The organism is Pseudomonas sp. HD6422, assembly GCF_025377065.1.
GTDB lineage: Bacteria > Pseudomonadota > Gammaproteobacteria > Pseudomonadales > Pseudomonadaceae > Aquipseudomonas > Aquipseudomonas putida_U.
The window spans coordinates 37,130-63,036 of the sequence record NZ_JAHWIW010000011.1; the positions used below are offsets into that span (position 1 = coordinate 37,130).

General features: G+C 63.5%; 21 protein-coding genes. 5 read left to right on the forward strand and 16 right to left on the reverse strand.

The genetic code is table 11. The annotated features are described in order from the left end of the window. Positions 1–84 precede the first annotated feature (84 nt). From KY379_RS10085 to KY379_RS10095, 3 genes are all read right to left on the reverse strand, one after another. Positions 85–1,182: a polyamine ABC transporter substrate-binding protein gene (locus KY379_RS10085; protein WP_196171308.1), complete on the reverse strand. Its 1,098-nt coding sequence runs from the start codon at positions 1,180–1,182 to the stop codon at positions 85–87. A gap of 168 nt (positions 1,183–1,350) precedes the next feature. Next, positions 1,351–2,712 (reverse strand): aspartate aminotransferase family protein, encoded by a 1,362-nt coding sequence (locus tag KY379_RS10090; protein ID WP_133325248.1) that lies wholly within the window; start codon positions 2,710–2,712, stop codon positions 1,351–1,353. A 48-nt stretch (positions 2,713–2,760) separates the two neighbouring features. After that, on the reverse strand, positions 2,761–4,119 hold the full coding sequence (locus tag KY379_RS10095) for a glutamine synthetase family protein (RefSeq protein ID WP_133325250.1): 1,359 nt from the start codon (positions 4,117–4,119) through the stop codon (positions 2,761–2,763). Positions 4,120–4,693: 574 nt separating this feature from the next. On the opposite strand from KY379_RS10095, the gene KY379_RS10100 reads away from it, so the two are divergent. After that, a complete protein-coding gene (locus KY379_RS10100; RefSeq protein ID WP_133325252.1) occupies positions 4,694–6,070 on the forward strand; it encodes a glutamine synthetase family protein in 1,377 nt (458 codons plus the stop codon). A 153-nt stretch (positions 6,071–6,223) separates the two neighbouring features. On the opposite strand, the gene argA is transcribed toward KY379_RS10100, so the two are convergent. Next, a complete protein-coding gene (gene argA / locus KY379_RS10105) occupies positions 6,224–7,522 on the reverse strand; it encodes an amino-acid N-acetyltransferase (protein WP_133325254.1) in 1,299 nt (432 codons plus the stop codon). A gap of 125 nt (positions 7,523–7,647) precedes the next feature. Further along, positions 7,648–8,790: an acetylornithine deacetylase gene (gene argE / locus KY379_RS10110; protein ID WP_261239173.1), complete on the reverse strand. Its 1,143-nt coding sequence runs from the start codon at positions 8,788–8,790 to the stop codon at positions 7,648–7,650. Between the two features lie 142 nt (positions 8,791–8,932). On the opposite strand from argE, the gene KY379_RS10115 reads away from it, so the two are divergent. Continuing rightward, entirely contained in the window at positions 8,933–10,300 is a 1,368-nt protein-coding gene (locus KY379_RS10115) for an inorganic triphosphatase (protein ID WP_261239175.1), read from the forward strand. A gap of 5 nt (positions 10,301–10,305) precedes the next feature. On the opposite strand, the gene KY379_RS10120 is transcribed toward KY379_RS10115, so the two are convergent. Next, positions 10,306–10,776 carry an Lrp/AsnC family transcriptional regulator gene (locus tag KY379_RS10120; RefSeq protein ID WP_133325260.1) on the reverse strand — a complete coding sequence of 157 codons (471 nt, stop codon included), beginning with the start codon at positions 10,774–10,776 and terminating at the stop codon, positions 10,306–10,308. A gap of 126 nt (positions 10,777–10,902) precedes the next feature. On the opposite strand from KY379_RS10120, the gene KY379_RS10125 reads away from it, so the two are divergent. The 3 genes from KY379_RS10125 to KY379_RS10135 all read left to right on the forward strand — a co-directional run bounded on the left by KY379_RS10125 (position 10,903) and on the right by KY379_RS10135 (position 13,401). Then, complete coding sequence (locus KY379_RS10125) at positions 10,903–11,220, forward strand: hypothetical protein (protein WP_133325262.1); 318 nt, start codon at positions 10,903–10,905, stop codon at positions 11,218–11,220. A gap of 92 nt (positions 11,221–11,312) precedes the next feature. Then, positions 11,313–12,998 (forward strand): GspE/PulE family protein, encoded by a 1,686-nt coding sequence (locus KY379_RS10130; protein ID WP_261239180.1) that lies wholly within the window; start codon positions 11,313–11,315, stop codon positions 12,996–12,998. Between the two features lie 88 nt (positions 12,999–13,086). Then, positions 13,087–13,401, forward strand: a complete 315-nt coding sequence (locus KY379_RS10135) for a DUF2388 domain-containing protein (protein ID WP_133325266.1) — start codon at positions 13,087–13,089, stop codon at positions 13,399–13,401. Positions 13,402–13,414: 13 nt separating this feature from the next. Here the strand turns inward: KY379_RS10135 and gcvP are convergent, their stop codons facing one another. The 10 genes from gcvP to KY379_RS10185 all read right to left on the reverse strand — a co-directional run bounded on the left by gcvP (position 13,415) and on the right by KY379_RS10185 (position 25,787). Beyond that, positions 13,415–16,288 (reverse strand): aminomethyl-transferring glycine dehydrogenase, encoded by a 2,874-nt coding sequence (gene gcvP / locus KY379_RS10140; protein WP_261239182.1) that lies wholly within the window; start codon positions 16,286–16,288, stop codon positions 13,415–13,417. A gap of 194 nt (positions 16,289–16,482) precedes the next feature. Beyond that, positions 16,483–16,866: a glycine cleavage system protein GcvH gene (gene gcvH, locus KY379_RS10145; protein WP_133325280.1), complete on the reverse strand. Its 384-nt coding sequence runs from the start codon at positions 16,864–16,866 to the stop codon at positions 16,483–16,485. Positions 16,867–16,917: 51 nt separating this feature from the next. Next, on the reverse strand, positions 16,918–18,000 hold the full coding sequence (gene gcvT, locus KY379_RS10150) for a glycine cleavage system aminomethyltransferase GcvT (protein ID WP_133325282.1): 1,083 nt from the start codon (positions 17,998–18,000) through the stop codon (positions 16,918–16,920). A 124-nt stretch (positions 18,001–18,124) separates the two neighbouring features. Beyond that, positions 18,125–19,747, reverse strand: coding sequence for an ABC transporter permease (locus KY379_RS10155; RefSeq protein WP_261239183.1), 1,623 nt, complete (start codon positions 19,745–19,747; stop codon positions 18,125–18,127). 66 nt (positions 19,748–19,813) lie between these two features. After that, positions 19,814–20,815 (reverse strand): extracellular solute-binding protein, encoded by a 1,002-nt coding sequence (locus KY379_RS10160; RefSeq protein WP_133325286.1) that lies wholly within the window; start codon positions 20,813–20,815, stop codon positions 19,814–19,816. Positions 20,816–20,972: 157 nt separating this feature from the next. Beyond that, positions 20,973–22,190: a 2-octaprenyl-3-methyl-6-methoxy-1,4-benzoquinol hydroxylase gene (locus tag KY379_RS10165; RefSeq protein WP_165976036.1), complete on the reverse strand. Its 1,218-nt coding sequence runs from the start codon at positions 22,188–22,190 to the stop codon at positions 20,973–20,975. A 9-nt stretch (positions 22,191–22,199) separates the two neighbouring features. Next, positions 22,200–22,682 (reverse strand): DUF4442 domain-containing protein, encoded by a 483-nt coding sequence (locus tag KY379_RS10170; RefSeq protein WP_133325290.1) that lies wholly within the window; start codon positions 22,680–22,682, stop codon positions 22,200–22,202. Further along, positions 22,679–23,878, reverse strand: coding sequence for a 2-octaprenyl-6-methoxyphenyl hydroxylase (gene ubiH, locus KY379_RS10175; RefSeq protein WP_133325292.1), 1,200 nt, complete (start codon positions 23,876–23,878; stop codon positions 22,679–22,681). Before ubiH ends, KY379_RS10170 begins: the two co-directional genes overlap by 4 nt. After that, positions 23,875–25,209, reverse strand: coding sequence for a Xaa-Pro aminopeptidase (gene pepP, locus KY379_RS10180; protein WP_261239187.1), 1,335 nt, complete (start codon positions 25,207–25,209; stop codon positions 23,875–23,877). The genes ubiH and pepP overlap by 4 nt, the downstream gene beginning before the upstream one ends. Positions 25,210–25,232: 23 nt before the next feature. Beyond that, positions 25,233–25,787, reverse strand: coding sequence for a YecA family protein (locus KY379_RS10185; protein WP_133325296.1), 555 nt, complete (start codon positions 25,785–25,787; stop codon positions 25,233–25,235). Between the last annotated feature and the right edge of the window lie 120 nt (positions 25,788–25,907).

Consider the following 25,907-nt stretch of genomic DNA (forward strand, 5'->3'; position numbering starts at 1 on the left):
TTCGCAGCTTCGATGCCGCAATCATGAATTGCCTTTAACTGCCTCTGGGCGGGAAAACCCGGCCCAGAGGGCACCGCATCGGGCTTACTTGCCCGATTTGATCTTGGTCCAGCTGCGGGTGATCAGACGCTGGGCCGCTGCTTCAGGGGCAGCGATCGCATACAGCTGTTTCTTCACCTCAGCTGGCGGATAGATGCTTGGGTCGCTGGTGATTTCCTTGTCGACGAACTCGGTAGCGGCCTTGTTACCGTTAGGGAAGCGCACGGCGTTGGTGATTTCGGCCATGATTTCCGGCTGCATCAGGAAGTCCATGAACTTGTAGGCGGCTTCCTTGTGCTCGGCATCCTTGGGCATGGCGACCATGTCGTAGAAGGTACCGGCGCCTTCTTTCGGAATGACGTAGTCGACCTTGACCTTGTCGCCGGCTTCGTGGGCACGGGCCTTGGACTGCTCCAGGTCACCCGAGTAGCCCACCGCTACGCAGATGTTGCCGTTGGCCATGTCGCCGATGTACTTGGACGAGTGGAAGTAGGTGATCGAAGGACGAATTTTCAGGAACAGGTCCTCGGCGGCCTTCAGGTCTGCCTTCTTGGTGCTGTCGGTCGGCAGGCCCAGGTAATGCAGCGCAGCGGGCAGCATCTCGGTCGGGGCATCGAGGAAGCTCACGCCGCAGCTCTTGAGCTTGGCGATGTTCTCCGGCTTGAACACGACATCCCACGAGTCGATCTTGTCCACGCCCAGCGCGGCCTTGACCTTCTCAGGGTTGTAGCCGATGCCGATGGAGCCCCACATGTACGGGAAGGCGTGCTTGTTGCCTGGGTCGCTGGCATCACCCACGGCCTTGAGCAGGTCCTCGTCCAGGTTCTTCCAGTTCGGCAGCTTGGAACGGTCCAGTTCCTGATACACACCGGCCTTGATCTGCTTGGCCAGGAAGTTGTTGGACGGCACCACGATGTCGTAACCGGACTTGCCGGCCAGCAGCTTGGCTTCCAGGGTTTCGTTGCTGTCGAAAACGTCGTACTTGACCTTGATACCGGTCTGCTTCTCGAACTTGGCGATGGTGTCCGGTGCGATGTAGTCCGACCAGTTGTAGACGTTCAGCACTTTGTCCTCAGCCTGCACAGCGGTCGCCATGGCACCCATCAGGGCGGCGGCCAGCAACGTCTTGCCCATTTTCTTCATGCGTAATGCTCCAGAATTTTTATTTAGCCATCTGTTCAGCAGCCAGGTCCCATGGTGCAAGCGCTGGGCGACTGAAACAGCCGTTAGTCTGGCAAGTTACAAGGCGCTGTTTCAAGGAAAGCAGCCCCCTGTAACGACTTAATGTCACTTTGCTAGCCTAGCAGCTGATCATTTGATCGCTTCTAGCGTCAGATCCAGGCACTTGCGTGCCTTTTCCACCAACTCATCGACTTCCTCGCGGCTGATCACCAGAGGCGGCGCGATGATCATGGTGTCGCCTACCGCGCGCATGATCAGGCCGTTGTCGAAGCAGAAGTTGCGGCAGACCATGCCCACGCCTTTGCCTTCGTAACGGCTTCGAGTCGCCTTGTCCTTGACCAGTTCGATCGCACCGAGCAGGCCCAGGCCGCGCACCTCGCCCACCAGTGGGTGGTCCTGCAGCTCACGCAGTCGTTTTTGCAAGTAGGGTGCCACTTCCGTGCGAGCGCGCTCGACGATCCCTTCATCGCGCAGGATGCGCAGGTTTTCCAGGCCCACCGCAGCTGCAACCGGATGGCCGGAATAGGTGAAGCCGTGATTGAAGTCGCCGCCTTCGCTGAGTACCTGGGCCACCTTGTCACGCACGATCACACCGCCCATGGGGATGTAACCGGAGGTAAGACCCTTGGCGATGGTCATCAGGTCGGGCTTGAGATCGTAGTAGTCCGAGCCAAACCACTCGCCGGTGCGACCGAATCCGCAGATCACCTCGTCGGCGACGAACAGGATGTCGTACTTGGCGAGGATTTCCTTGATCTTCGGCCAGTAGCTATCGGGCGGAATGATCACGCCACCGGCGCCTTGGATCGGTTCGGCAATGAAGGCGGCGACGTTGTCTTCGCCCACTTCGAGAATCTTCCTCTCCAACTGCTCGGCCGCCCAGATGCCGAACGCGTCCGGGGTCATGTCGCCACCTTCGCCGAACCAGTAAGGTTGCGGGATGTGCACGATGCCCGGGATCGGCAGGCCGCCCTGTTCATGCATGCCACTCATCCCGCCCAGGCTGGCGCCGGCGACGGTCGAGCCGTGATAGCCGTTGATGCGGCCAATGATCGTCTGCTTGTGCGGCTTGCCCTTGAGCGCCCAGTAATGGCGGACCATACGCAGTACGGTGTCGTTGCCTTCTGAGCCGGAGCCGGTGAAGAACACATGGGTCATGCCTTCGGGCGCCACCTCGGTGATCGCCTTGGCCAGCTCCAACGCTGGCGGGTGGGCGGTCTGGAAGAACAGGTTGTAGTACGGCAATTCGCGCATCTGCTTCTCGGCCGCCTGCACCAGCTCTTCACGACCATAGCCCACCGCCACGCACCACAGGCCAGCCATGCCATCGAGGATCTTGTGCCCTTCGCTGTCCCACAAATGCACACCCTGCGCCTTGGTGATAATGCGCGGGCCCTTCTCCTTCAACTGCTTGTAGTCAGAGAAAGGTGCAAGGTGATGCTCGCCGCTCAGGGTTTGCCATTCACGGGTTTGCGGGTTGTTGACGCTCATGTGCCTCTCCAGTTTCCAGCGGCCACCGCCGGGCGGCCTCAGGGTTGATCAGACGGCGAACAGCAGGAACTCTCGCTCCCAGGAGCTGATGACGCGTTTGAAGTTCTCGTGCTCGGCGCGCTTGGTGGCGACGTAGCCGGTGATGAATTTCTTGCCCAGGTACTGCACCAGCGCACGGCTGTTTTCCATGCGCTCAAGGGCGTCCTCGATGGTCAACGGCAAGCGCAGGTTGCGTCGCTCGTAGCCCCGACCCTGTACCGGCGCGCTGGCGGCAATGCCTTCGACCATGCCGATGTAGCCACACAACAGGCTGGCGGCGATGGCCAGGTAGGGGTTTGCGTCGGCACCCGGCAGACGGTTCTCGACCCGGCGGCTCTGCGGCCCGGCATCCGGCACACGCAGGCCGACGGTGCGGTTTTCCTCGCCCCACTCGACGTTCACCGGTGCCGAGGTGTCGGGCAGGAAGCGGCGAAATGAGTTGACGTTGGGCGCGAACAGCGGCAGCGCCTCGGGGATGAACTTCTGCAGACCGCCGATGTGGTGCAGGAACAGCTCGCTCATGCTGCCATCTTCATTGGAGAAGATGTTCTTGCCGGTGGCCACGTCGACCACGCTCTGGTGCAGGTGCATGGCGCTGCCGGGCTCGCCGGTCATGGGCTTGGCCATGAAGGTCGCGGCCACGTTGTGCTTGAGCGCGGCCTCGCGCATGGTGCGTTTGAACACCAGGATCTGGTCGGCCAGGTGCAGGGCGTCGCCGTGACGGAAGTTGATTTCCATCTGCGCGGTGCCGTCCTCATGGATCAACGTGTCGAGGTCCAACTGCTGCAGTTCGCACCAGTCGTAGACATCTTCGAAGAGCGGATCGAATTCGTTGGCCGCCTCGATCGAGAACGACTGACGACCGGTTTCCGGGCGCCCGGAGCGGCCTACCGGCGGCTGAAGAGGGAAGTCCGGGTCTTCGCTGCGCTTGGTCAGGTAGAACTCCATCTCCGGCGCGACGATGGGCTGCCAGCCTTTGTCGGCATACAGCTTGAGCACCTTCTTCAGGACGTTGCGCGGCGACAGTTCGACCGGGTTGCCCTTCTTGTCGTAGGTGTCGTGGATCACCTGGGCGGTCGGCTCGATGGCCCAAGGCACCAGGAACACCGCATCCTCGTCGGGCCGGCAGATCATGTCGATGTCGGCCGGATCGAGCAGTTCGTAGTAGATGTCGTCGTCGACATAGTCGCCGGTCACGGTCTGCAGCAGCACGCTCTCAGGCAGGCGCATGCCTTTTTCGGCGATGAACTTGTTGGTGGGCGAGATCTTGCCGCGGGTGATGCCGGTCAGGTCGCTAATCAGGCATTCGACTTCGGTGATCTTGTGCTCTTTCAACCAATCGGTGAGCTGGTCGAGGTTGTTACTCATAAATACCTCAGGAGGTAAGGTGGTCCGCGCGTTGATTCTGGATGGAGTACATTGCTAAAGCAAAAACCCCCGCGCAGGAGCACAGTGGATACACTGAAAAACAGAGTACCTCGGATGAGCAGATTGGGCAGAAAGAGGTTGGAGCGTGCGAAGGGTCACGTCGACGTGAGGCCTGATGGCCATTTCCGTCAATTATTGCGGCCAGCGTAGGTAGCGCGCCTCGAAGGCGGGCAAGTACGGCGAATTCACCCGACTGCACTGCGCAGGCAGCGCTTTCAGGTCGCGAGAAGCGGACCATGTGACCCTCGTATTATTGTGTTCTGGGTTGTGACCGAGCTTAGCCTTGTTCATTTTTTTACACAACACCTCCGTAAAAAATAAAACACGGACTGTCGGAGATAGCCCTACACAGGCGAAATAGCGGATAATGGTACGCCCCGATATGCAGCAAATCTGCCGTCGATGTGCCATTTCAGGGCATCATGGGGTTGGCTTGACATCAGTATGTCTTTTCGATTGACTGGACCTGCAAGCCCCCCTTGATTGATATTTTTAACAACAAAGGTGTTGCATCATGTCGGTACCCCCGCGTGCCGTTCAGCTTAACGAAGCGAACGCGTTCCTTAAGGAACATCCTGAGGTTCTCTACGTTGACCTTCTGATTGCAGATATGAATGGTGTGGTGCGTGGCAAGCGCATAGAGCGCACCAGCCTCCACAAGGTTTACGAGAAAGGCATCAACCTGCCTGCCTCCCTGTTTGCCCTGGACATCAACGGTTCCACCGTCGAAAGTACCGGGTTGGGCCTGGATATCGGCGATGCCGACCGCATCTGCTATCCGATCCCCGACACACTCTCCAACGAGCCCTGGCAGAAGCGCCCCACCGCTCAGCTGCTGATGACCATGCACGAGCTCGAAGGCGAGCCGTTCTTCGCCGACCCGCGCGAAGTGCTGCGTCAGGTGGTGAGCAAGTTCACCGACATGGGCCTGACCATCTGCGCCGCATTCGAACTGGAGTTCTACCTGATCGACCAGGAGAACGTGAATGGTCGCCCGCAGCCGCCACGCTCGCCGATTTCCGGCAAGCGTCCGCAATCGACCCAGGTCTACCTGATCGACGACCTCGACGAATACGCCGACTGCCTCCAGGACATCCTCGAAGGTGCCAAGGAGCAGGGCATTCCGGCAGACGCCATCGTCAAGGAAAGCGCCCCGGCCCAATTCGAAGTCAACCTGCACCACGTCGCCGACCCGCTCAAGGCCTGTGACTACGCAGTGCTGCTCAAGCGCCTGATCAAGAACATCGCCTACGACCATGAAATGGACACCACGTTCATGGCCAAGCCCTACCCAGGGCAAGCAGGCAACGGCCTGCACGTTCACATCTCCGTGCTGGACAAAGATGGCAACAACATCTTCACCAGCGAGGATCCCGAGCAGAACGCCGCGCTACGTCACGCTGTCGGCGGTGTGCTCGAGACCCTGCCCGCGTCCATGGCGTTCCTCTGCCCGAACGTCAACTCGTATCGCCGCTTCGGCGCCCAGTTCTACGTGCCGAACGCACCGAGCTGGGGTCTGGACAACCGCACCGTGGCCCTGCGCGTGCCGACCGGCTCGCCGGACGCCGTGCGCATCGAACACCGCGTGGCCGGTGCCGACGCCAACCCGTACCTGATGATGGCAGCGGTGCTTGCGGGCGTGCACCACGGTTTGACCAACAAGATCGAACCGGGCGAACCGATCGAAGGCAACTCGTACGAGCAGTTGGAGCAGAGTCTGCCGAACAACCTGCGCGATGCCCTGCGCGAGCTGGACGACAGCGAGATCCTCAACAAGTACATCGATCCGAAGTACATCGACATCTTCGTCGCGTGCAAGGAGAGCGAGCTGGAGGAGTTCGAACACTCGATCTCCGACCTCGAGTACAACTGGTACCTGCATACCGTGTAAGCAAGAACGCCGCCCACAAGGGCGGCGTTTTTCGTTCGCGACCGCACCGGCCTTTTCGCCGGACAAGCCCGCTCACACAGTCACTGCACGGGATTTCAATCCGGTGAGTTCTCAGTGGGAGCGGGCTTGCCCCGCGAAGAGGTCGGTACAGGCTTACAGAGACTTCTCGAAAATCTTCGAATTACGCTGATAGTTGTACAGCGAGGCCCGTGCCGACGGCAGCCGCTCGACACCGCTGGGCACGAAGCCGCGTTCGCGGAACCAATGAGCGGTGCGCGTGGTGAGCACGAACAGGGTCGTGAGGCCCAACTGCCGCGCCCGGCTCTCGATGCGCTCGAGCAACTCATCGCCGCGCCCGCCATGACGGTACTCCGGATTCACCGCCAGGCAGGCCAGTTCGCCGGCTTCGGAATCGGCGATCGGATACAGCGCCGCACAGGCGATGATCATCCCTTCGCGCTCGACCACGCTGAACTGTTCGATCTCACGCTCCAGCACCTCCCGTGAGCGGCGAACCAGGATGCCCTGCTCTTCCAGCGGGCTGATCAGCTCCAGCAGGCCGCCGACATCGTCGATGGTCGCCTCGCGCACCACTTCGAATTGCTCCTGGGACACCAGGGTACCGCCACCGCCGCGGGTGAACAGCTCGGTCAGCAGCGCACCATCTTCGGCGTAGCTGACGATATGGCTACGCGGCACCCCACCCTTGCACGCCTCGGCGGCGGCATCGAGCAGCTCGCCCTGGTAATCGCTGCCCAGACGCGCCAGATGCTGAGGCACCTGTTGCGGGCGCAGCTCGCGGACCAGATTGCCTTTGTCGTCGAGCAGCCCCGACTCGGCACCGAACAGCAGCAGCTTGTCGGCCCCCAGCTCGATCGCCGCGCGGGTGGCGACATCTTCGCAGGCCAGGTTGAAGATCTCGCCGGTCGGCGAATAGCCCAGCGGCGAAAGCAGCACGATCGAACGCTCATCGAGCAGACGGCCGATGCCCTTGCGGTCGATCCGACGAACTTCGCCGGTGTGGTGGTAATCGACTCCCTCGACCACGCCGATCGGCCGCGCGGTGACGAGGTTGCCGCAGGCCACGCGCAGGCGCGAGCCCTGCATCGGCGAGGCGGCGATGTCCATCGACAGTCGCGCCTCGATGGCCAGGCGCAGCGCACCGACCGCGTCGATCACGCAGTCCAGCGTGGACGCGTCGGTGATGCGCAGCCCCCGGTGGTAGTGCGGGGTCAGGCCACGGGCAGCCAGGCGGCTTTCGATCTGTGGGCGCGAGCCATGCACCAGTACCAGCCGCACACCGAGGCTGTGCAGCAGTACCAGATCGTGGACGATATTGCCGAAATTGGGATGTTCCACCCCATCGCCGGGAAGCATGACCACGAAGGTGCAGTCGCGATGGGCATTGATGTAGGGGGAGGCATGACGCAACCAGTTGACGTATTCGGGCATGACAGGGCCTGTGGATAAAGTGGACGGAGAACGGTGAGTCACACGGCGTTCAGGATCATCGTCGGAACAGGCTTGCGGTCACGCGTGGTCTCCTCTAGGCAAATACGAAACAACTCGATGGACGTTTACTGCAGGCAATAGTGCCTGATCAGGTCACGCAATAGACGCACGGTAGGCTCGATACGTGACATTTCAAGGTATTCGCCCGGTTGGTGGGCGCAGGCGATGTCGCCGGGGCCGAGCACGATGGTCTCGCAACCCAGTTGCTGAAGATAAGGCGCTTCGGTGCCGAATGCCACCGCCTCGGCGCGATGTCCGGTCAGCCGCTCGGCCACGCGCACCAGCTCGGCGTCGGCCACCTGCTCGAACGGCGGTACCGCGGGGAACAGCGGCGCATAGTCGATGCGCACTTCATGGCGCTCGGCCACTGGTCGGAGCTTCTCACCGATGGCGGCGCGCAGTTGCTCGACATCCATGCCCGGCAGCGGGCGGAGATCGAACTCCAGGGCGCACTGGCCACAGATGCGGTTGGGGTTGTCGCCGCCGTGGATGCAACCGAAATTCATGGTCGGCGTGGGGACGGTGAATTGCGGATTGCGGTAGGTTTCCTGCCACAGGCGACGCAGACCCATCAGCTCGCCCATCACCGTGTGCATGGCCTCGAGGGCACTGTGGCCCAGACTCGGGTCGGAGGAATGACCGCTGCGCCCAAGGATATCGATGCGGTCCATGAGGATGCCCTTGTGCATGCGGATCGGCCGCAGGCTAGTGGGCTCACCGATCACCGCCGCCCGGCCGAGTGGCTGGCCGGCCGCCGCCAGGGCACGGGCGCCGGACATGGAGCTTTCTTCATCGCAGGTCGCGAGAATCAACAGCGGCTGCTTGAAATCCTGCGCCAGCAACGGCAGCACGGCCTCGATGATCAGCGGGAAGAAGCCTTTCATGTCGCAGCTTCCCAGGCCAACCCAGCGACCATCGGTCTCGGTCAGCTTCAGCGGGTCGCTGCTCCACAGTTGCTCATCGTAGGGCACGGTATCGCTATGGCCGGCCAGTACCAGACCGCCAGGGCCGGTACCACGGCTGGCGAGCAGGTTGAACTTGCCTGGGCTGACCTGCTGGATGTCGCAGCTGAAGCCCAGGTCCTCCAGCCAGCCGGCCAGCAGGTCGATCACCTGGCGGTTGGACTGGTCCAGCGAAGGCTGCGTGCAACTGACCGAGGGCGCGGCGATCAGTGCGGCGAACTGCTCTTTCAGTGTCGGCAACGGCATGCGCGTACTCCTCTGATGCGTTGCCCATCATAACAATGCCGTGCTCTGGCAGGGCAAGCCGATGAAGAAAGCAGCGCAATCCGGCAGCCCACTGCCGACTCCTGTAGACTCTGCAGCATCACGCCCCTCCTTCGAGCCTGCGATGCACAAAGAAACCGAACTCAAGCTCCGCGCCAGCCGCGAGACCCTCGCCGCCTTGCGCGAGCACCCCCTGCTGAAGAAGCGCAACAAGTCAGGCTGGCAGACCCGCGAACTGCTCAACCAGTACTTCGACACTCCCGCGCGCGACCTCAGCGCCGCCCGTGTCGCCCTGCGCCTGCGCCGCGACGGCGAAGTCATCATCCAGACCCTCAAGTGTCGCGGCCAGAGCGTCGCCGGCCTGTCCGAGCGCAACGAATTCGAATGGCAGCTGGATAAAGTCAAGCTGGACCTGAAAAAGCTCGATGCCACCTGCTGGCCAGAACAACTGGCCGGCCTCGACAAGAAAACCATCAAGCCACTGTTCACCACCGACTTCACCCGCGAATACGCCGAGATCGCCTGGGGCCGTGGCAAGAGCAAAGTCGTGATCGAAGCCGCGCTGGACCAAGGTTTCGTGATTGCCGGCAAGCGCAAGGAAGAAATCTGCGAGCTGGAACTGGAGCTCCGTGAAGGCGCACCGGAGGCCCTGCTGGAGCTGGCTTCGGAGCTTGCTGCCAGCCTGCCGCTGATGCCTTGCGATATCAGCAAGGCCGAACGCGGCTACCGCCTGCTCGAGCCCAACAGCTACGACCTGAGCCTGCCCACTACCGAACTGGACGCGGAAATGGCCCTGGACGATGCTTTTGCCGCGCTCGCCTGGCAGTTGCTGGGCAGCAGCCAGCGCCTGGCCGAGCAGTATCGCCACAACGGCCACTGGCGCCTGCTGCAGGACTGGGTGCAGTGCCTGAGCGAACTGCGCGCGCTGGTCGCCAGCCTGGGCCAGGCGGCGCCGCGGGCGACCACCCGCGAGCTGCGCAGCAGCCTGGATACCTTGCTCGAAGACTGGCGTCCGTTGGTCCAGGCCGGCAATGACGACGAAGATGTCCGCCGCGTCGCGCCCGAGCAGTTCAGCGAAGAGCTCGAAGACGTGCGCTGGGGCCAGTTCTCCCTGAACACCTCGCGCTGGCTGCTGGCCCGCGCCTGGACCGCCGAGCGCAAGGGCCGTGGCGAACGCCAGGGTAAGGCGCAACTGGCCGGCTGGCTGGCGCACCTGCTGGGCGAGGAAGGCCGTGCACTGAAACTGCCGCTGTACACCCAGCGCCCCGAAGACCTGGCCGAGCAACTGCCACGCATCGAACAACTGCTGGCCTGGCTGCACCATGCCCGCCAGGTGCTCGACGCGCCGCAGATGGACCGCCTGTATGGCGACCTGAAAAAACTGCACGAACTGGCCGAACAACCACTGAGCGACGAGCTGCTGGAAGCGCGTGTCGAGCAGGCTCGAGCAGTCGACCAGAGCCGCGGCTGGAAGCACCTGCTCAAAGGCTGATGGGTTCAGCGCGATAGCGGCAAAGTGGTGGTGGACTTGATCTCGGATAATGCCACGATCGAGTTCACCTCCTGTATTCCCGGCACGTTCGACAATTTTTCGAAGAAGAACCTTTCATACGCTTCGATATCCGACGTGACGATACGCAACAGGAAATCCACCGATCCCATCAGCACATAGCACTCCAATACCTCGGGAAAGCCACGGATCGCCTCGGTGAACTCGGTAAAGTTGGAGCGCCCATGGGCGTTGAGCTTCACTTCAGCGAAAATCTGCGTGTTCAGCCCAACCTTCTTGCGGTCGAGCAAGGTCACCTGACCCCGAATCACTCCCTCCTCCTTCAACCGCTGGATGCGCCGCCAGCACGGTGACTGGGAAAGTCCTACTCGCTCGGCAATCTGTGCGCTGGACAGCGAAGCATCCTCCTGCAGCAGTTCGAGAATACGCCGGTCGTAAGCATCCAACACGCTTTGCATCGTTCTTTCTCCAGGATCATGTTCGGCGACTAGTTCAATTCGCGTAATAGGGACTTTCATCGAATCATAGCGAAGAAATACCCCGATCCGCGTGCAAGAATTTCTCGCACATTCGCGGAGACCAGCATGAACGCACTCGAACGCCCCTCGCCCCGTACCGACGTCTGGGCCGCCTCAGCCCACCACGGCACAGTCAACTACAGGCTGCAGGCCGAAGCCGAGCCCGACACCCTGTGCCGCGTGCTCAACCTTTTCGCCCTGCAGTTCCTGACGCCCCACAGGGTGCAGGTCAGCCAGCGAGAGGACCTGCTCGACATCGAGGTTGGCGTTGCGGGCCTGAGCTGGCATCGGGCACAGGTGATCGCGCAAAAAATGCGCAACCTGATCTGCGTCTGCGAGGTCAGCCTGGACAACCTGGCCCGTGTGGAACTGGCCGCTGTCTGAAGGCCCGGCAACGCCCAGAAACGGTTTCAACACCTCGCGTCCAGCATCGCCGACTAGCCTTCAGTCACCCGCTACCTGGCACGGACGCCGATATGCACGATCCCCACAACCACGCCCTCGATCTACACCGCGTGCTCGATGCCCTGCTGGCCGACCAGCATCTCGATGCCAACGACATCCTGCACGTGTTGCAACAGGCCAACAACCGCCCCGCCGCCCACCCCCTGGAAGCCATTGCCGCCGCCCGCCTGGCGGACCGCCAGCGACCCGGCCAGCCGCTGGATCTCGAGCGCCTGTGTCGATGGTTGGCCGAGAAGGTCGGCCAGCCTTACCTGCGCATCGATCCGCTACGCATCGACCTGACCCAGGTCAGCGGCCTGATGTCGCCCGCCTTCGCCCAACGCCACGGCATTCTTGCCGTGGCCGCCGATGCGGACGCCGTGACCATCGCCAGCGCCCAGCCTTATCAGGACGACTGGCAGGCCGACCTGTCGCGTAGCCTCGGCAAACCGATTCGCCGCGTACTGGCCAGCCCGCTGCAATTGCGCGAACTGGCGCAGTCCCTGCTGCGCCTGGCCCACTCGGTGCAGGGCGCCCAGCACCAACAAGCCGCCAGCCTGGGCGAGCTGGAGCAACTGCTGGAACTGGGCAGGCGCCAGACCGATGCCAGCGCCGACGATGCGCATATCGTGCACATCGTCGACTGGTTAGTGCAGTACGCCCTCGATCAACGCGCCAGCGATATCCACCTCGAGCCCCGCCGCGACCAGGGCCACCTGCGCTACCGCATCGACGGACTGCTGCACACCGTGTACCGGTTCCCACCGAGCGTGACCGTGGCGCTGGTCAGCCGCCTCAAGCACCTGGCACGCATGGACGTGGCGGAAAAACGCAGGCCGCAGGATGGCCGCGTCAAGCGTCGGCTGTCGGGCGGTAGCGAGGTCGAGCTGCGCCTGTCCAGCCTGCCCACCCCCTTTGGCGAAAAGCTGGTGCTGCGCCTGTTCGACAGCCAACAGCCTGAGCAAGGCTTTGCACAACTCGGGCTCGAAGGCGAGCAACGGGCGCAGTGGCAAGCCCTGCTGGCCCGGCGCCAAGGCATCGTTCTGGTCACCGGGCCCACCGGCTCTGGCAAGACCAGTACGCTGTACACCAGCCTCCGGCAACTGGCCACGCCGCAGGTCAACCTGTGCACCATCGAGGATCCCATCGAACGCCTGGAGCCGGCCTTCAACCAGATGCAGGTCCAGCCGAGCCTTGACCTTGGCTTCGCCAACGGCGTGCGCGCCCTGCTGCGCCAGGACCCGGACATCATCATGATCGGCGAGATTCGCGACCGCGAAACCGCCCAAGTGGCGGTGCAGGCGGCACTGACCGGGCACCTGGTGCTGTCCACGCTGCATACCCAGGATGCTTGTGGCGCGGTCATCCGCCTGCAGGAACTGGGTGTGGCCGACTACCTGATCAAGGCCACGCTGATCGGCGTCATGGCCCAGCGCCTGGTGCGCAGACTGTGCAGCCATTGCCTGGGCTGCGGGGCCACCACCGACGGCCAGGCCTGCCGCGATTGCCGTGGTACGGGGTTCCAGGGGCGTACCGGGTTGTACGAGGTATTGGTGATGAGCGACGGGCTACGCACCCTGATCGGGCCAGGCACCGACCTGACCAGATTGCGCCAGCAGGCACGGGCCGAGGGAATGCTGGACCTGCGCGCCTGCGGGGAGCTCAAGGTGGCCTGCGGGACAACCTGCGAAAGCGAAATCATGCGGGTCTGTGGCTGAACAAAATATCCTTGTGAACGAGGAACTTGGCCCGGACCAACATGACTAACCGGCACCCAATCGCCCTCATCATCAGAGGTAATTCACCATGCGTCTCAACACCCTCGTCGCCGCCGCTGCCCTGGTCTCCCTGCCTCTCGGCTCCGCCGTGGCCGACACCTTCTGGCGCAATGTCATGACGTCTGGCGCGACCACCGCCACGTCCTACATCACCTCCCGTGATCACAAGCTGGTCATGGCCGCCCAGGACGATGCCGGCAGCTTCGTCGCCAGCGACGGTCAGATCCGCGGCCCGTTCCTCGAGGCGGCAATGCGCCAGGTGCGCGCCGAGCAACCTGATCTGCAAGCCACCGACATGGAACTGGCGAACGCCATCCTGGCCAGGAACGCGGTGGCCGACTAAGCCCCCATCGCCTTCAGCGATACGCCTCCAGCGGCACGCACGCGCAGAACAGATTACGATCGCCATAGACATTGTCGACCCGGTTCACCGCTGGCCAATACTTATGCTGGCGCACGTGAGCACTGGGCGCGATACCGCGCTCCAAGCCATACGGGCGGTCCCACGGCGCCAGCACATCGGCCAGGGTATGTGGCGCGTGCTTGAGCGGATTGTCCTCGGCCGGCCACGTGCCGTCCTGGACCAGACCGATCTCTTCGCGAATGGCCAGCATCGCCTCGATGAAACGGTCCAACTCGGCTTTCGACTCGCTTTCGGTGGGCTCTACCATCAAAGTGCCGGGGACCGGAAACGACATGGTCGGTGCATGGAAGCCATAGTCCATCAGCCGCTTGGCCACGTCCTCTTCGCTGATCCCGGTCTGCGCCTTGAGCGGGCGCAGATCGAGGATGCATTCATGGGCCACGCGTTGGTTGCGCCCGCGGTACAACACCGGGAAGGCACCGCCCAGTTGTCCGGCCAGGTAGTTCGCCGAGAGAATCGCCACCTCGCTGGCATCGGCCAGTTGCGGTCCCATCATGGCGATGTACATCCAACTGATCGGCAGAATGCTCGCACTGCCCCAGGGCGCAGCGCTGACCGCGCTGTTGTTCGGGTCCAGACCAGGCACTGGAACCACCGGATGGCTGGCGACGAAGGGCGTGAGGTGAGCGCGCACGCCAATCGGCCCCATGCCCGGCCCGCCGCCGCCATGGGGAATGCAGAAGGTCTTGTGCAGATTCATGTGCGAAACATCGGCACCGATGTCCGCCGGTCGTGCCAGACCGACCTGGGCATTGAGGTTGGCACCGTCCATGTACACCTGCCCGCCGTGCTGGTGCACCACCTCGCAAATTTCCCGGATACCCTCTTCATACACGCCATGGGTCGAAGGATAGGTCACCATCAGGCACGACAGCCGCTCGCCGGCGGCCTGAGCCTTGGCCTTGAGATCGTCGAGGTCGACGTTGCCGTCCTCATCGCATTCAACGATGACCACCTCCATGCCGGCCATCTGCGCCGAGGCCGGATTGGTGCCATGCGCCGAAGCTGGAATCAGGCACACCGTGCGCTTGGACTGATGCCGGCTACGGTGGTAACGGGTGATCGCCATGAGCCCGGCATACTCGCCCTGCGCACCGGAGTTGGGCTGCATGCAGATGGCGTCGAATCCGGTAATGGCGCACAACCAGCTCTCCAGTTCGTCGATCATCGCCTTGTACCCCACCGCCTGGGACGCCGGGGCGAAAGGATGCAATGAAGCGAAGCCGGGCCAGGTGATGGGGATCATTTCGCTGGTGGCGTTGAGCTTCATGGTGCAGGAGCCGAGCGGGATCATCGACTGATTCAGCGCCAGGTCCTTGTTCTCCAGCTGCTTGAGGTAGCGCAGCATTTCGGTTTCGCTGTGGTGCAGGTTGAACACAGGGTGGCTGAGAAACGCCGAGCGCCTGACCAACGCCGCCGGTATGCCCTCTGGCAAGGCCTGCTGATCGAGAGCGGCGATGTCCAGTCCATGATCGACGCCGAGGAAAATATCGAACAAGCGCAGCACGGTCTGTTCGGTGCAGGTTTCGTCCAGGCTCACGCCCAGGTGGCCACGGCCGAGAATCCGCAGGTTGATCCGCGCTGCCGAGGCGCTCTCGATGATCGCCGCCTGAGCACCGCCGACCTCGAGGGTGAGCGTGTCGAAGAAGTGCTGGTTGAGCCTTTTGATGCCCTTGGCTTGCAGGCCAGCGGCGAGGATGAAGGTGAGCCGATGGACACGCTGGGCGATGCGCCGCAGCCCCTCGGGACCGTGATAGACCGCGTAGAAACCGGCGATATTGGCAAGCAGTACCTGGGCTGTGCAGATATTGGAGTTGGCTTTCTCGCGGCGAATGTGTTGCTCGCGGGTCTGCAGGGCCATGCGCAGGGCGGTATTGCCGCGCGCATCACGGGACACGCCGATGATCCGTCCGGGCATCGCCCGCTTGTAGTCGTCTCGACAGGCGAAATAAGCCGCATGGGGCCCGCCATAGCCCATCGGCACCCCGAAGCGTTGGGATGAACCCAGCACCACGTCCGCCCCCAGCTCGCCCGGAGGCGCCAGAACCACCAGGCTGAGCAGATCGGCGGCGACGCAGGCCAAGGCCTGCTGGGCGTGCAACTGGTCGATCAGCGGCCTCAGGTCGCGTACCTCGCCGTGGGTATCCGGATACTGCAGCAAGGCGCCGAAGACCGAATGCTTGGCCAGGTTGTCGACACTGTCGACGATCAGCTCGAAGCCAAAGCCCTCGGCGCGGGTCTTGAGCACGGAAAGGGTCTGCGGATGGCAGTGCTCATCGGCGAAGAAGGCGTTGCTCTTGTTGCGCGCCACCCGCTTGGCCAGAGCCATGGCCTCGGCGGCGGCGGTGGCTTCATCGAGCAACGAGGCATTGGCCAGGGCCAGGCCAGTCAGGTCGATGACCATTTGCTGGAAATTCAGCAACGCCTCCAGGCGGCCTTGGGCGATTTCCGGTTGATAGGGCGTATAGGCGGTGTACCAGCCTGGGTTTTCCAACACGTTGCGCAGGATGACCGTAGGGGTGATGGTACCGTGGTAACCCATGCCGATCAGGCTGGTCCACACCTGGTTCTGCTCGGCGTAGCCAGCCAGCTTGGCCAGGGCAGCCTGTTCGTCCAGGGCCGGCGGCAGATCGAGGGCGCGATTGAAACGAATGCCAGGGGGGACGGTTTGCTCGATCAGCTCATCGCGGCTGGACAGACCCAGCGTACCGAGCATGGCCTGCTGCTCCTGGGCGTCGGGCCCCAGGTGGCGGCGCAGAAATGGGGTGGGCTCTTGTAGTTGATGCAGGGATGGCGACTGGGACATGGCGACGATCTCTTCCTGGACCAGCTCTCATGGAGACTCTTAAGTCTAGGAAGGATTGCCGATTCTGCGGGGAAACTTGCTGTTGCCGGCCCGATGCCATCGCCGGCAAGCCGGCTCCTACAGATCAACGACAGGCCAAAAACCTGCGCCGTACCTGTGGGAGCGGGCTTGCCCGCGAAGAGTGCGACACCGTCTCACTCGCCGATGGCAGCCTTGTAGCCAGCGGCATCCAGCAGTTTTTCCAGCTCAGTCTTGTCGCTCGGCTTCAGTTTGAAGATCCACGAATCGTAGGGCTCGTCGTTGAGCAGCTCCGGGCTGTCGGCCAGCTCATCGTTGACGGCGATCACTTCACCGGAAACCGGCGCGTAGATGTCCGAAGCGGCCTTGACCGACTCGACCACACCTGCGGCATCGCCAGCGGCGAAGACCTTGCCAACCTCTGCCAGTTCGACGAACACCACGTCACCCAGAGCCTGCTGGGCGTGGTCGCTGATGCCCACGGTCACCGTGCCATCGGCCTCCAGGCGCGCCCACTCGTGGCTTTCGGCGAAACGCAGATCGGCGGGGATATTGCTCATGTCTTGAATTCCTCGATAGGGTCAGCGGTCGGCCCGCCAATGATTAGTTGTTCAGATCAAAATCTTGCCGTGGCGCACGAAGGTCGGCTTGACCACCCGCACCGGGTACCACTTGCCGCGTATTTCGACCTCGGCACGGTCACCGGTGGCCATCGGCACACGCGCCAGGGCGATGGATTTGCTCAGCGTAGGCGAGAAACTACCACTGGTGATCTCTCCTTCGCCAATCCCGGCGACACGCACCACCTGGTGGGCACGCAACACGCCACGCTCTTCGAGCACCAGACCGACCAGTTTGCTCTGCACTCCCTGCTCGATTTCCGCCAGCAGCGCAGCGCGACCGATGAACTCGCGCTCGGCGGGTTCCCAGGCGATGCACCAACCCAGGTTGGAGGTGAGCGGGGTGTGGGTCTCGTCGATATCCTGGCCGTAGAGATTCATACCGGCCTCCAGACGCAGCGTGTCGCGCGCGCCAAGGCCGCTGGGAGCGATACCGGCGCCCACCAGGTCGTTGAAGAAGCCCACTGCCTCGTCGCCAGGAAGGATGATCTCCAGACCGTCCTCACCGGTGTAGCCGGTGCGGGCGATGAACCAGTCACCTTCGCGCACACCTTCGAACGGGCGCAGCTCGCGAATCAGCGCAGCGCGCGAGGCACTGAGCAATGCTGCCACCTTGTCACGCGCTTGAGGGCCCTGGATGGCAAGGATGGCAAGGTCCGGGCGCACCTCGACGTCCACGGCAAAACCTGCGCGCTGTTGCTCCAGCCAAGCCAGGACTTTCGCCCGGGTGGCGGCATTGGTCACCAGGCGATAGCCGGTTTCAGTACTGTAGGCGATGAGATCGTCGATGACTCCGCCTTGTTCGTTCAACAAGGGGCTGTACAGCGCCTGACCGACGTCGTCGAGCCGGCCGACATCGTTGGCCAGCAGATACTGCAGCCAGGGCCGCGCATCGCTGCCGGTGATATCGATGACGGTCATGTGGGAGACATCGAAGACGCCACAATCGCTGCGCACCTGGTGGTGCTCCTCGACCTGCGAACCATAGTGCAAGGGCATGTCCCAGCCGCCAAAATCGACGGTCTTGGCGCCAAGTGCCAGGTGCAGATCATACAATAGCGTGCGCTGTCCCATGGGTTTCTCCTTCCGGGCGTGGCGAAGCGGCGGCGGGTGATGACCCGTGGTCATCAGCTGTTGTTGTTAGGTGTCGCCGCGAGAATGCCGCGCATTGTAGCCGCAAGGACGCGGGCTGGCACCTCTAGTGACTGTGACCGGGCTGCTTGGCGGAACGGCGAATCAAGCCGATGACCGGCAACAGCCCTACCAGCACCAGGGTCAGAGCCGGCAGCGACGCGCGAGCCCATTCGCCCTCGCTGGTCATCTCGAACACCCGCACTGCCAGGGTATCCCAGCCGAACGGACGCATCAGCAAGGTGGCCGGCATTTCCTTGAGCACATCGACGAATACCAGCAGCCCGGCGCTCAGCGCACCGGGCACCAGCAGTGGCAGATAGACCTTGAAGAACAACTTCGTCCCGCCCACGCCGAGGCTGCGCGAGGCCTCGGGCAGTGACGGGCGGATACGCGCCAGGCTGCTTTCCAACGGCCCGTAGGCCACGGCGATGAAACGCACCAGATAAGCCAACAGCAAAGCGCCGATACTGCCCAGCAACAGCGGCTTGCCGGCACCACCCAGCCAGCTCGACAGCGGGATTACCCAATGATTGTCGAGGTAACTGAAAGCCAGCATGATCGCCACCGCCAGCACCGAGCCGGGCAAGGCGTAGCCCAGGTTGGCGATGCCCACACCGGCGCGGATCGCCCCGCTGGGAGCCTGGCGCCTGGCAAAGGCCAGCAACAGGGCCACGCCCACCGTCAACAGTGCAGCCAGGCAGCCCAGATACAGGGTATGCATGACCAATCCGAAGTAGCGCTCGTCCAGATCGTGGCGACCGCGCTGCCAACACCACACCAGCAGTTGCAGCAGCGGGATGACGAACGCACAGGCGAACACCAGCAAGCACCAACCGCTCGCCAGCACGGCCTTGTAGCCACGCAGGTGATACAGCGCCTGGACACGTGGGCGTTCATTGCCGCTGTGGCTGGCGCCACGGGCGCGACGCTCGCCATACAGCACCAGCATCACGGCCAGCAGCAGCAGGCTCGCCAACTGCGCCGCGCTGGACAGGCTGAAGAAGCCATACCAGGTCTTGTAGATGGCAGTGGTGAAGGTATCGAAATTGAACACCGCTACCGCGCCGAAGTCGGCCAGGGTTTCCATCAGCGCCAAGGCGATGCCGGCACCGATGGCCGGGCGCGCCATGGGCAAGGCTACCCGCCAGAAGGCCTGAAGCGGTGACAGACCGAGCACCCTCGCCGCTTCCATCAAACCCTTGCCCTGGGCCAGGAAAGCGGTACGCGCCAACAGGTAGACGTACGGGTAGAACACCAGCACCAGCACCACGATGACGCCCCCCGTGGAGCGCACCCGCGGCAGGCGCATGGGGCCGAACACCTCGCGCAAGGCACTCTGCACGGGACCGGCGAAATCCAGCAGCCCGACGAAGACGAACGCCAGCACATAGGCGGGGATGGCGAACGGCAGCATGAGCGCCCAGTCGAGCCAGCGCCGGCCAGGGAACTGGCAGAGGCTGGTGAGCCAAGCCAGGCTCACTCCGAGCGCGGTGACGCCGACGCCGACGCCCAGCACCAGGGCCAGGGTGTTGCCCAGTAGACGGCTCATCTGGGTGTCGAGCAGGTGCGACCAGATCTGCGTATCGATCGACTGCCAGGCCAGCAGCAATACGCTCAGCGGCAGCAGCACCAGGGCGGCGATCAAGCCGACCGGGAGGTACCAGCGGCGTTGGCGGGTATGGGGCAATGCTTTGGTCTCGGTAATGGGATGCGACCGCCGGCGATGGGGCCTTTACAGGCCCCGAAGATTAACTCAGTTCCAGCCAGCCCGGTCCATCAGGCGAATAGCCTCGGCCTGGCGCTTGCCGGCAATTTCCACCGGGATGCTGTCGGCCTTGAAGCTACCCCAGGCCGCGACCTCGTCCGAGGGCTTTACCTTCGGATTGGCCGGGAATTCCTGATTGATGTCGGCGAACAGCTTCTGCGCCTGCTCGCCAGTCATCCACTCGACCAGAGCCTTGGCCGCCTCCGGGTGCGGGGCATGCTTGGTCAGGCCGATACCCGACAGATTGACGTGCACGCCACGGTCGTTCTGGTTAGGCCAGAAGAGCTTCACCGCGAGTTCAGGGTTGGCCTTGTGCATGCGCCCATAGTAATAGGTGTTGACCACCCCGACGTCGCACTGGCCGGCCTCGACCGCCTGGATCACGGCGTTGTCGTCAGAGAACACGTCAGTGGACAGGTTGTTGACCCAGCCCTTGACGATCTGCTCGGCCTTGGCCTCGCCGTGGGTCTCGATCAGGGTAGCGGTCAGCGACTGGTTGTAGACCTTCTTCGCCGTGCGTAGGCACAGACGACCTTCCCATTGCTTGTCAGCCAGGGCTTCGTAAGTGCTCAGTTCTTCTGGCTTGACCCGGTCGGTGGCGTAGATGATGGTCCGTGCGCGCAGGCTCAGGCCAGTCCATGCGTGGGACGAGGCGCGATACTGTGGCGGAATGTTCTGGTCGATCACACTCGACTGGAACGGTTGCAGGATGCCCATCTGCTCCGCCTGCCAGAGGTTGCCGGCATCGACGGTGAGCAGCAGGTCGGCCACACCGTTTTCACCCTCGGCCTTGATGCGTTGCATCAGCGGCGCTTCTTTGTCGGTGATGAACTTGATCTGGACGCCAGTCTTGGCCGTGTAGGCGTCGAACACCGGCTTGATCAGCTCGTCGATGCGCGAGGAATACACCACCACTTCGTCAGCGGCCTGGGCAGCGCCGCCGAACAGGGACAGGGCCAAAGCGGCCAGTAGGGGCTTGCGTGGCAACATCGGAAACGCTCCTCGGGATCGTAGAGAGGTGCGAATGGTAGTGAATCCCATTTTCCGGCTCACCCACGGAGCCGTTACCGGATGTTGCAACGCCGCGCGCTGAACCTGTGTGAGCCGGCTTATCCGGCGATCGGACCGCAAACCGGCCCCGTCGAGCTCAAGCCTTGGCCAACTCCGGCAGATCCCCGGAAAGCCCCAGCGCCTGACGTACGAACAACGCCTTGGCCTCAGGCATCTGCTGCACCAGCTTCAATCCACTGTTGCGCAACCAACGCAGCGGCAGCGGATTGGCCTGGAACAACCGCTCGAAGCCTTCCATCGCCGCCATCAATGCCAGGTTATGCGGCATGCGCCTGCGCTCATATCGGCTGAGCACCTTCACATCGGCCAGACGCTCTCCCCGCTCGCAGGCATTGACCAGTACCTCGGCCAGCACCGCGGCATCGAGAAAGCCCAGGTTGACGCCCTGCCCGGCCAATGGGTGAATGGTGTGCGCTGCGTCGCCGATCAGCGCCAGGCCTTCGTCCACGTAGCGCTTGGCATGGCGTTGGCGCAACGGCACGCTGAGCCGCGGATCGGCTTGCAGTACCTGCCCCAGGCGGCCCTCGAAGGCACGCTCCAGGGCCGTGCAGAAGGCCACATCGTCCAAGCCCATGAGCTGTTCGGCGTGTTCCGGTGTGGTCGACCAGACGATCGAGCACCAATCCTGCCGGCCATCTCGCGACAGCGGCAGGAAAGCCAGCGGCCCCTCGTCGGTGAAGCGCTGCCAGGCAGTGCCCTGGTGCGGCGCACTGCAGCGCACGCTGGTGACGATGGCGTGGTGCAGGTAATCCCATTCGCGGGTCGCGCACCCGGCCAGGCGCCGTATCGCCGAATTGGCGCCGTCGGCAGCCACCACCAGCGGCGCACGCAGGCGCCGGCCATCCGCCAAGGTCAGCAGCCACTCGTCCCCCGAACGACGCAGGTGCTCGACGCGGGCATTGGCCAGCAAGCCGACATCACTGTCGTGCAAGCGCTCGAGCAAGCCGTCCTGCACCACACGGTTTTCGACGATATGCCCCAGCACTTGAGCGTGCACGCTGGCGGCGGAGAAGTGAATCTGCCCAGTGCCGCTACCATCCCAGACCTGCATGTCCGAATAGGGCGTGCAACGCCGCTGGGCAATGCCGTCCCAGGCACCGAGGCGCTCGAGGATGCGCTGGCTGGCCGCCGACAAGGCGCTGACCCGCGGCTCGAAAGGTGCCTGGGCATCGAACGGCTTGACCGCCAGCGGGCCGCCGTCGAGCAGGAGGACTTCCAGGCCGCTGTGGCGCAAGGCCAGGGCCAGGGCGCTGCCGACCATACCGGCACCGACAATCAACAGATCTGCGCGCATTTCCATGCCTTACGCCTGCCTCGCTTGCGGCTTGAGCCGCACGTATAGGGTTTTGTCGACCCGCGCCACCAGCTCGCCGGCGCCGTCGCGGATATCGACCTGCAATCGCGGCAAGTGCTTCTTGCCATGGGCGGTCTGCTGGCGGATGTCGTCCAGCAAGGCGTCGTCGAGTTGGAACTCGGCGTACACCGGGCCCTTGCCCGGGGCGATGAAGTCGATGCTCGCAGCCTTGTCCCAGACGATGTAGTCGCGGCCCAACTGCTCCATCAGCAACAGCATGTAGAACGGGTCGACCATCGAGTACAAGCTGCCACCGAACTGGGTGCCAACGTAGTTGCGGTTCCAGCGTGTCAGTTTCATCCGCACCCGGGCAGTGCGCATGTCCGCGCCGATATGCTGGATGCGGATACCGGCACCGAGGTAGGGCGGATAGAGGTTCAGCAGCCACCGCAGCATGCGGGCCCGGCGTGCCAGCCGACGTGGGTTGCTCATACCCTGCCCCGCGCATCGGGGCGAGTACCCAGGCCCATGGCCTGGCGGGCGAACCAGCTTTTTGCCGGCGGCAACAGGTCAAGCCCGAGCAGGCCGATGTTGCGGCCCGCGGCCAGCACCGGTTGGGCGCTACCGAACAGTCGGGTGACCTGGTCGGAAAAGCCGATGGTCAGGGCCTGGTCCAGGCGCTGGCGCTGGTGATAGGCCTGCAAGGTCGCAAGGTCGCCCGGATGCCGAGGGCCGGCAAGCAAGGCATCGGCCAGCACCTGCACGTCCCGCAGTGACAGGTTGAAACCCTGGCCGGCAATCGGATGCAGGCTATGCGCCGCGTTGCCCAGCACCACCAGGTGCGGACGTATCTGTTCTTCGGCCTCGACCAGCGCCAGCGGGTACAGGTGACGCGCACCGACCTGGCGCAACGCACCGAGGCGATAGCCAAAGGCCGCTTGCAGCTCACGCAGGAAGGCCCGCTCGTCGATCTCCGCCAAGCGCTGGGCGTCCATCCCCTGGCGGGTCCAGACCAGCGCGCAGCGATTGTCAGGCAGCGGCAGCAAGGCCATCGGCCCCTGTTCGGTGAATCGCTCGAAGGCCTGCCCGCAGTGGGCTTCGCCGGGAGTGATGTTGGCGATCAGCGCGCTTTGCTCGTACGGCGTGCGGCGCACGTGAATGCCCAGTTGCTCACGCAGGCCCGAGCGACCACCGTCGGCCAGCACCGCCAGGTCGCATTCCACATGGGTATCGTCATCCAGTTGCAGCCGGTAGCCACCTTCGATCGCCTGCATCGCCACGACTTCGGCCGGGCAGCGCCAGCTGACCACTTCGCTGTCCAGGCCCTGCCACAGGCACTGGCCAAGCCAGGCGTTCTCGACCACATAGCCGAGCGCCGGCACGCCCTCTTCAAGAGCATCCAGGCGCGTGGCGCCGAAACGACCGCGATCGGATACGTGGATCTGCCGAATAGGCTCGGCGCGGCGGCCAATGGCCTGCCACAGACCCAGTTGCTGGTAGATCTGCTGGGTGCCGAAGGACAACGCCGAAGAACGCGCATCGTAGCTGGGCTGGAAGCTGTCGCCGGGTGCGAACGGTTCGATCAGCAGGATCTTCCAGCCGCGCGCCTTGGCGCCAGCCTGCAGGGCCAGGGCAAGGCTCGCACCGACCAGCCCGCCGCCGATGATCGCCAGGTTGACCCGACTCATGCGGCGTCCTGGCGCGCAGCCTGCATCAATGCCTCGATCTCGGCCACGGTCCGCGGCACACCCGAGGTGAGAATTTCACAGCCTTGCCTGGTTACCACCACATCGTCCTCGATCCTGATGCCGATACCGCGCCACTTCTTGGCCACGGCTTGGTTGTCGGCGGCAATGTAGATGCCGGGTTCCACGGTCAACGCCATGCCCGGCTCAAGCACCCGCCACTGGCCGCCGACCTTGTACTCGCCGACATCGTGCACATCCATGCCCAGCCAGTGCCCGGCACGGTGCATGTAGAAAGCGCGATAGGCTTCGCTGTCGATCAGCGCCTGCACCTCGCCCTTGAGCAGCCCCAACTCCACCAGGCCCTCGGTGATGACCCGAACGGTCGCTTCGTGGGCGTGGTTCCAGTGCTTGCCCGGTGCGATCTCGGCAAAGGCCGCGGCCTGGGCTTTGAGCACCAGTTCGTAGATGGCCTTCTGCTCTGGCGAGAAACGCCCGCTGACCGGGAAGGTGCGGGTGATATCGCTGGCGTAGCAGTCGATCTCGCAGCCTGCGTCGATCAGCACCAGATCGCCGTCCTTGAGCACGGCGTCGTTCTGCTGGTAGTGCAGGATGCAGCCATTGCGCCCGGCCGCGACGATCGAGCCGTAGGCCGGCATCTTCGCCCCACCTTTGCGAAAGACATAGTCCAACTCGGCTTCCAGGCTGTACTCGTGCAGCCCCGCTCGACAGGCTTGCATGGCACGCACATGGGCCTGAGCGGAAATCTCCGCGGCCACCCGCATCACCTTGACCTCTGCCGCCGATTTATACAGCCGCATGTCATGCAGCAGATGATCCAGGGCAACGAATTCGTTCGGCGGCTGGGCACCCAGGCGCGCCTTGGAGCGGATCAGGTTGATCCAGTCCATCAGCCGCCGGTCGAACTCAGGATTGCTGCCCATGGCGCTGTAGACCCGTTCGCGGCCTTCGATCAGACCCGGCAGTATCTCGTCGATGTCGGTGATCGGAAAAGCATCGTCGGCGCCGAAGTCACGGATCGCGCCTTCCTGACCGGCACGCAGGCCATCCCACTGCTCGCGTTCGGCATTGCGTTCGCGGCAGAACAGTACGTACTCGCCGTGCTCACGGCCCGGGATCAGCGCGATGACAGCCTCAGGCTCGGGGAAGCCACTGAGGTACTGGAAATCGCTGTCCTGGCGATAGACATGCTCGACGTCACGGTTGCGGATCGCAACCGCGGCAGCCGGCAGGATGGCAATGCTGTTGGGGACCATCTGCGCCATCAGCGCCTTGCGCCGACGGGCATACTCGGCCTTGGGTATGTGGCTCATGGGCAGAACTTACCCCCGATTGATCAGTGCAGCGATGGTTTTGGCGCGGGCGCGACCGGCGCGGCCAGCTCCGTGTACAGCAACAGCGGCGCGACGCGCAGGTACTCCATGACTTCCATGTAGTCGCTCTCGCCGTCCTCGGACTCTTCCAGTGCGTCTTGCACCTGGGAGATGGCGACCAGATCCTGCAGCACTTCCTTCGCTTCGGTGGACAGGTCCTTGCCCCCGGCGTTCAGCCCGAAGCCGGTGATGAAGCCCTGGCACCACTGGCCAAGGGCGGTGGCGCGCTCGCCCAACGGGGCGTCGTCGCTTGGCAGCAGCAGCACGATGGCGATGTCTTCACCGGTGAGTTCGGTCTTGACCATTTCCTGCAGGCCGACCAAGGCGGCGCGGACGTTGTCCTGCGGCTCGTTTTCCAGCACCCCGGCGGCATCGGCCAGCCAGGCGTCGGCATCGAAGCCGGCACCGGCGCAGCTACGGCCGATCAACAGGCCATGCAGCTCGGCGGGGGAAACAGGGTGGCCATTGCTCGAGAGCAACGCAGCGAAGGCGGTGTAAGGCGATTGGGTATTGGGCATGGGCGGCTAGGCGCCAGACGGCGCGTTTGACTAGAATGAAGACCTTGTATCCTAGCATCGGCAGGCGCGCCAAGACCATCTGCACTGGCCGTTGCCGTTCAGGGACAGGCATCATTGCCG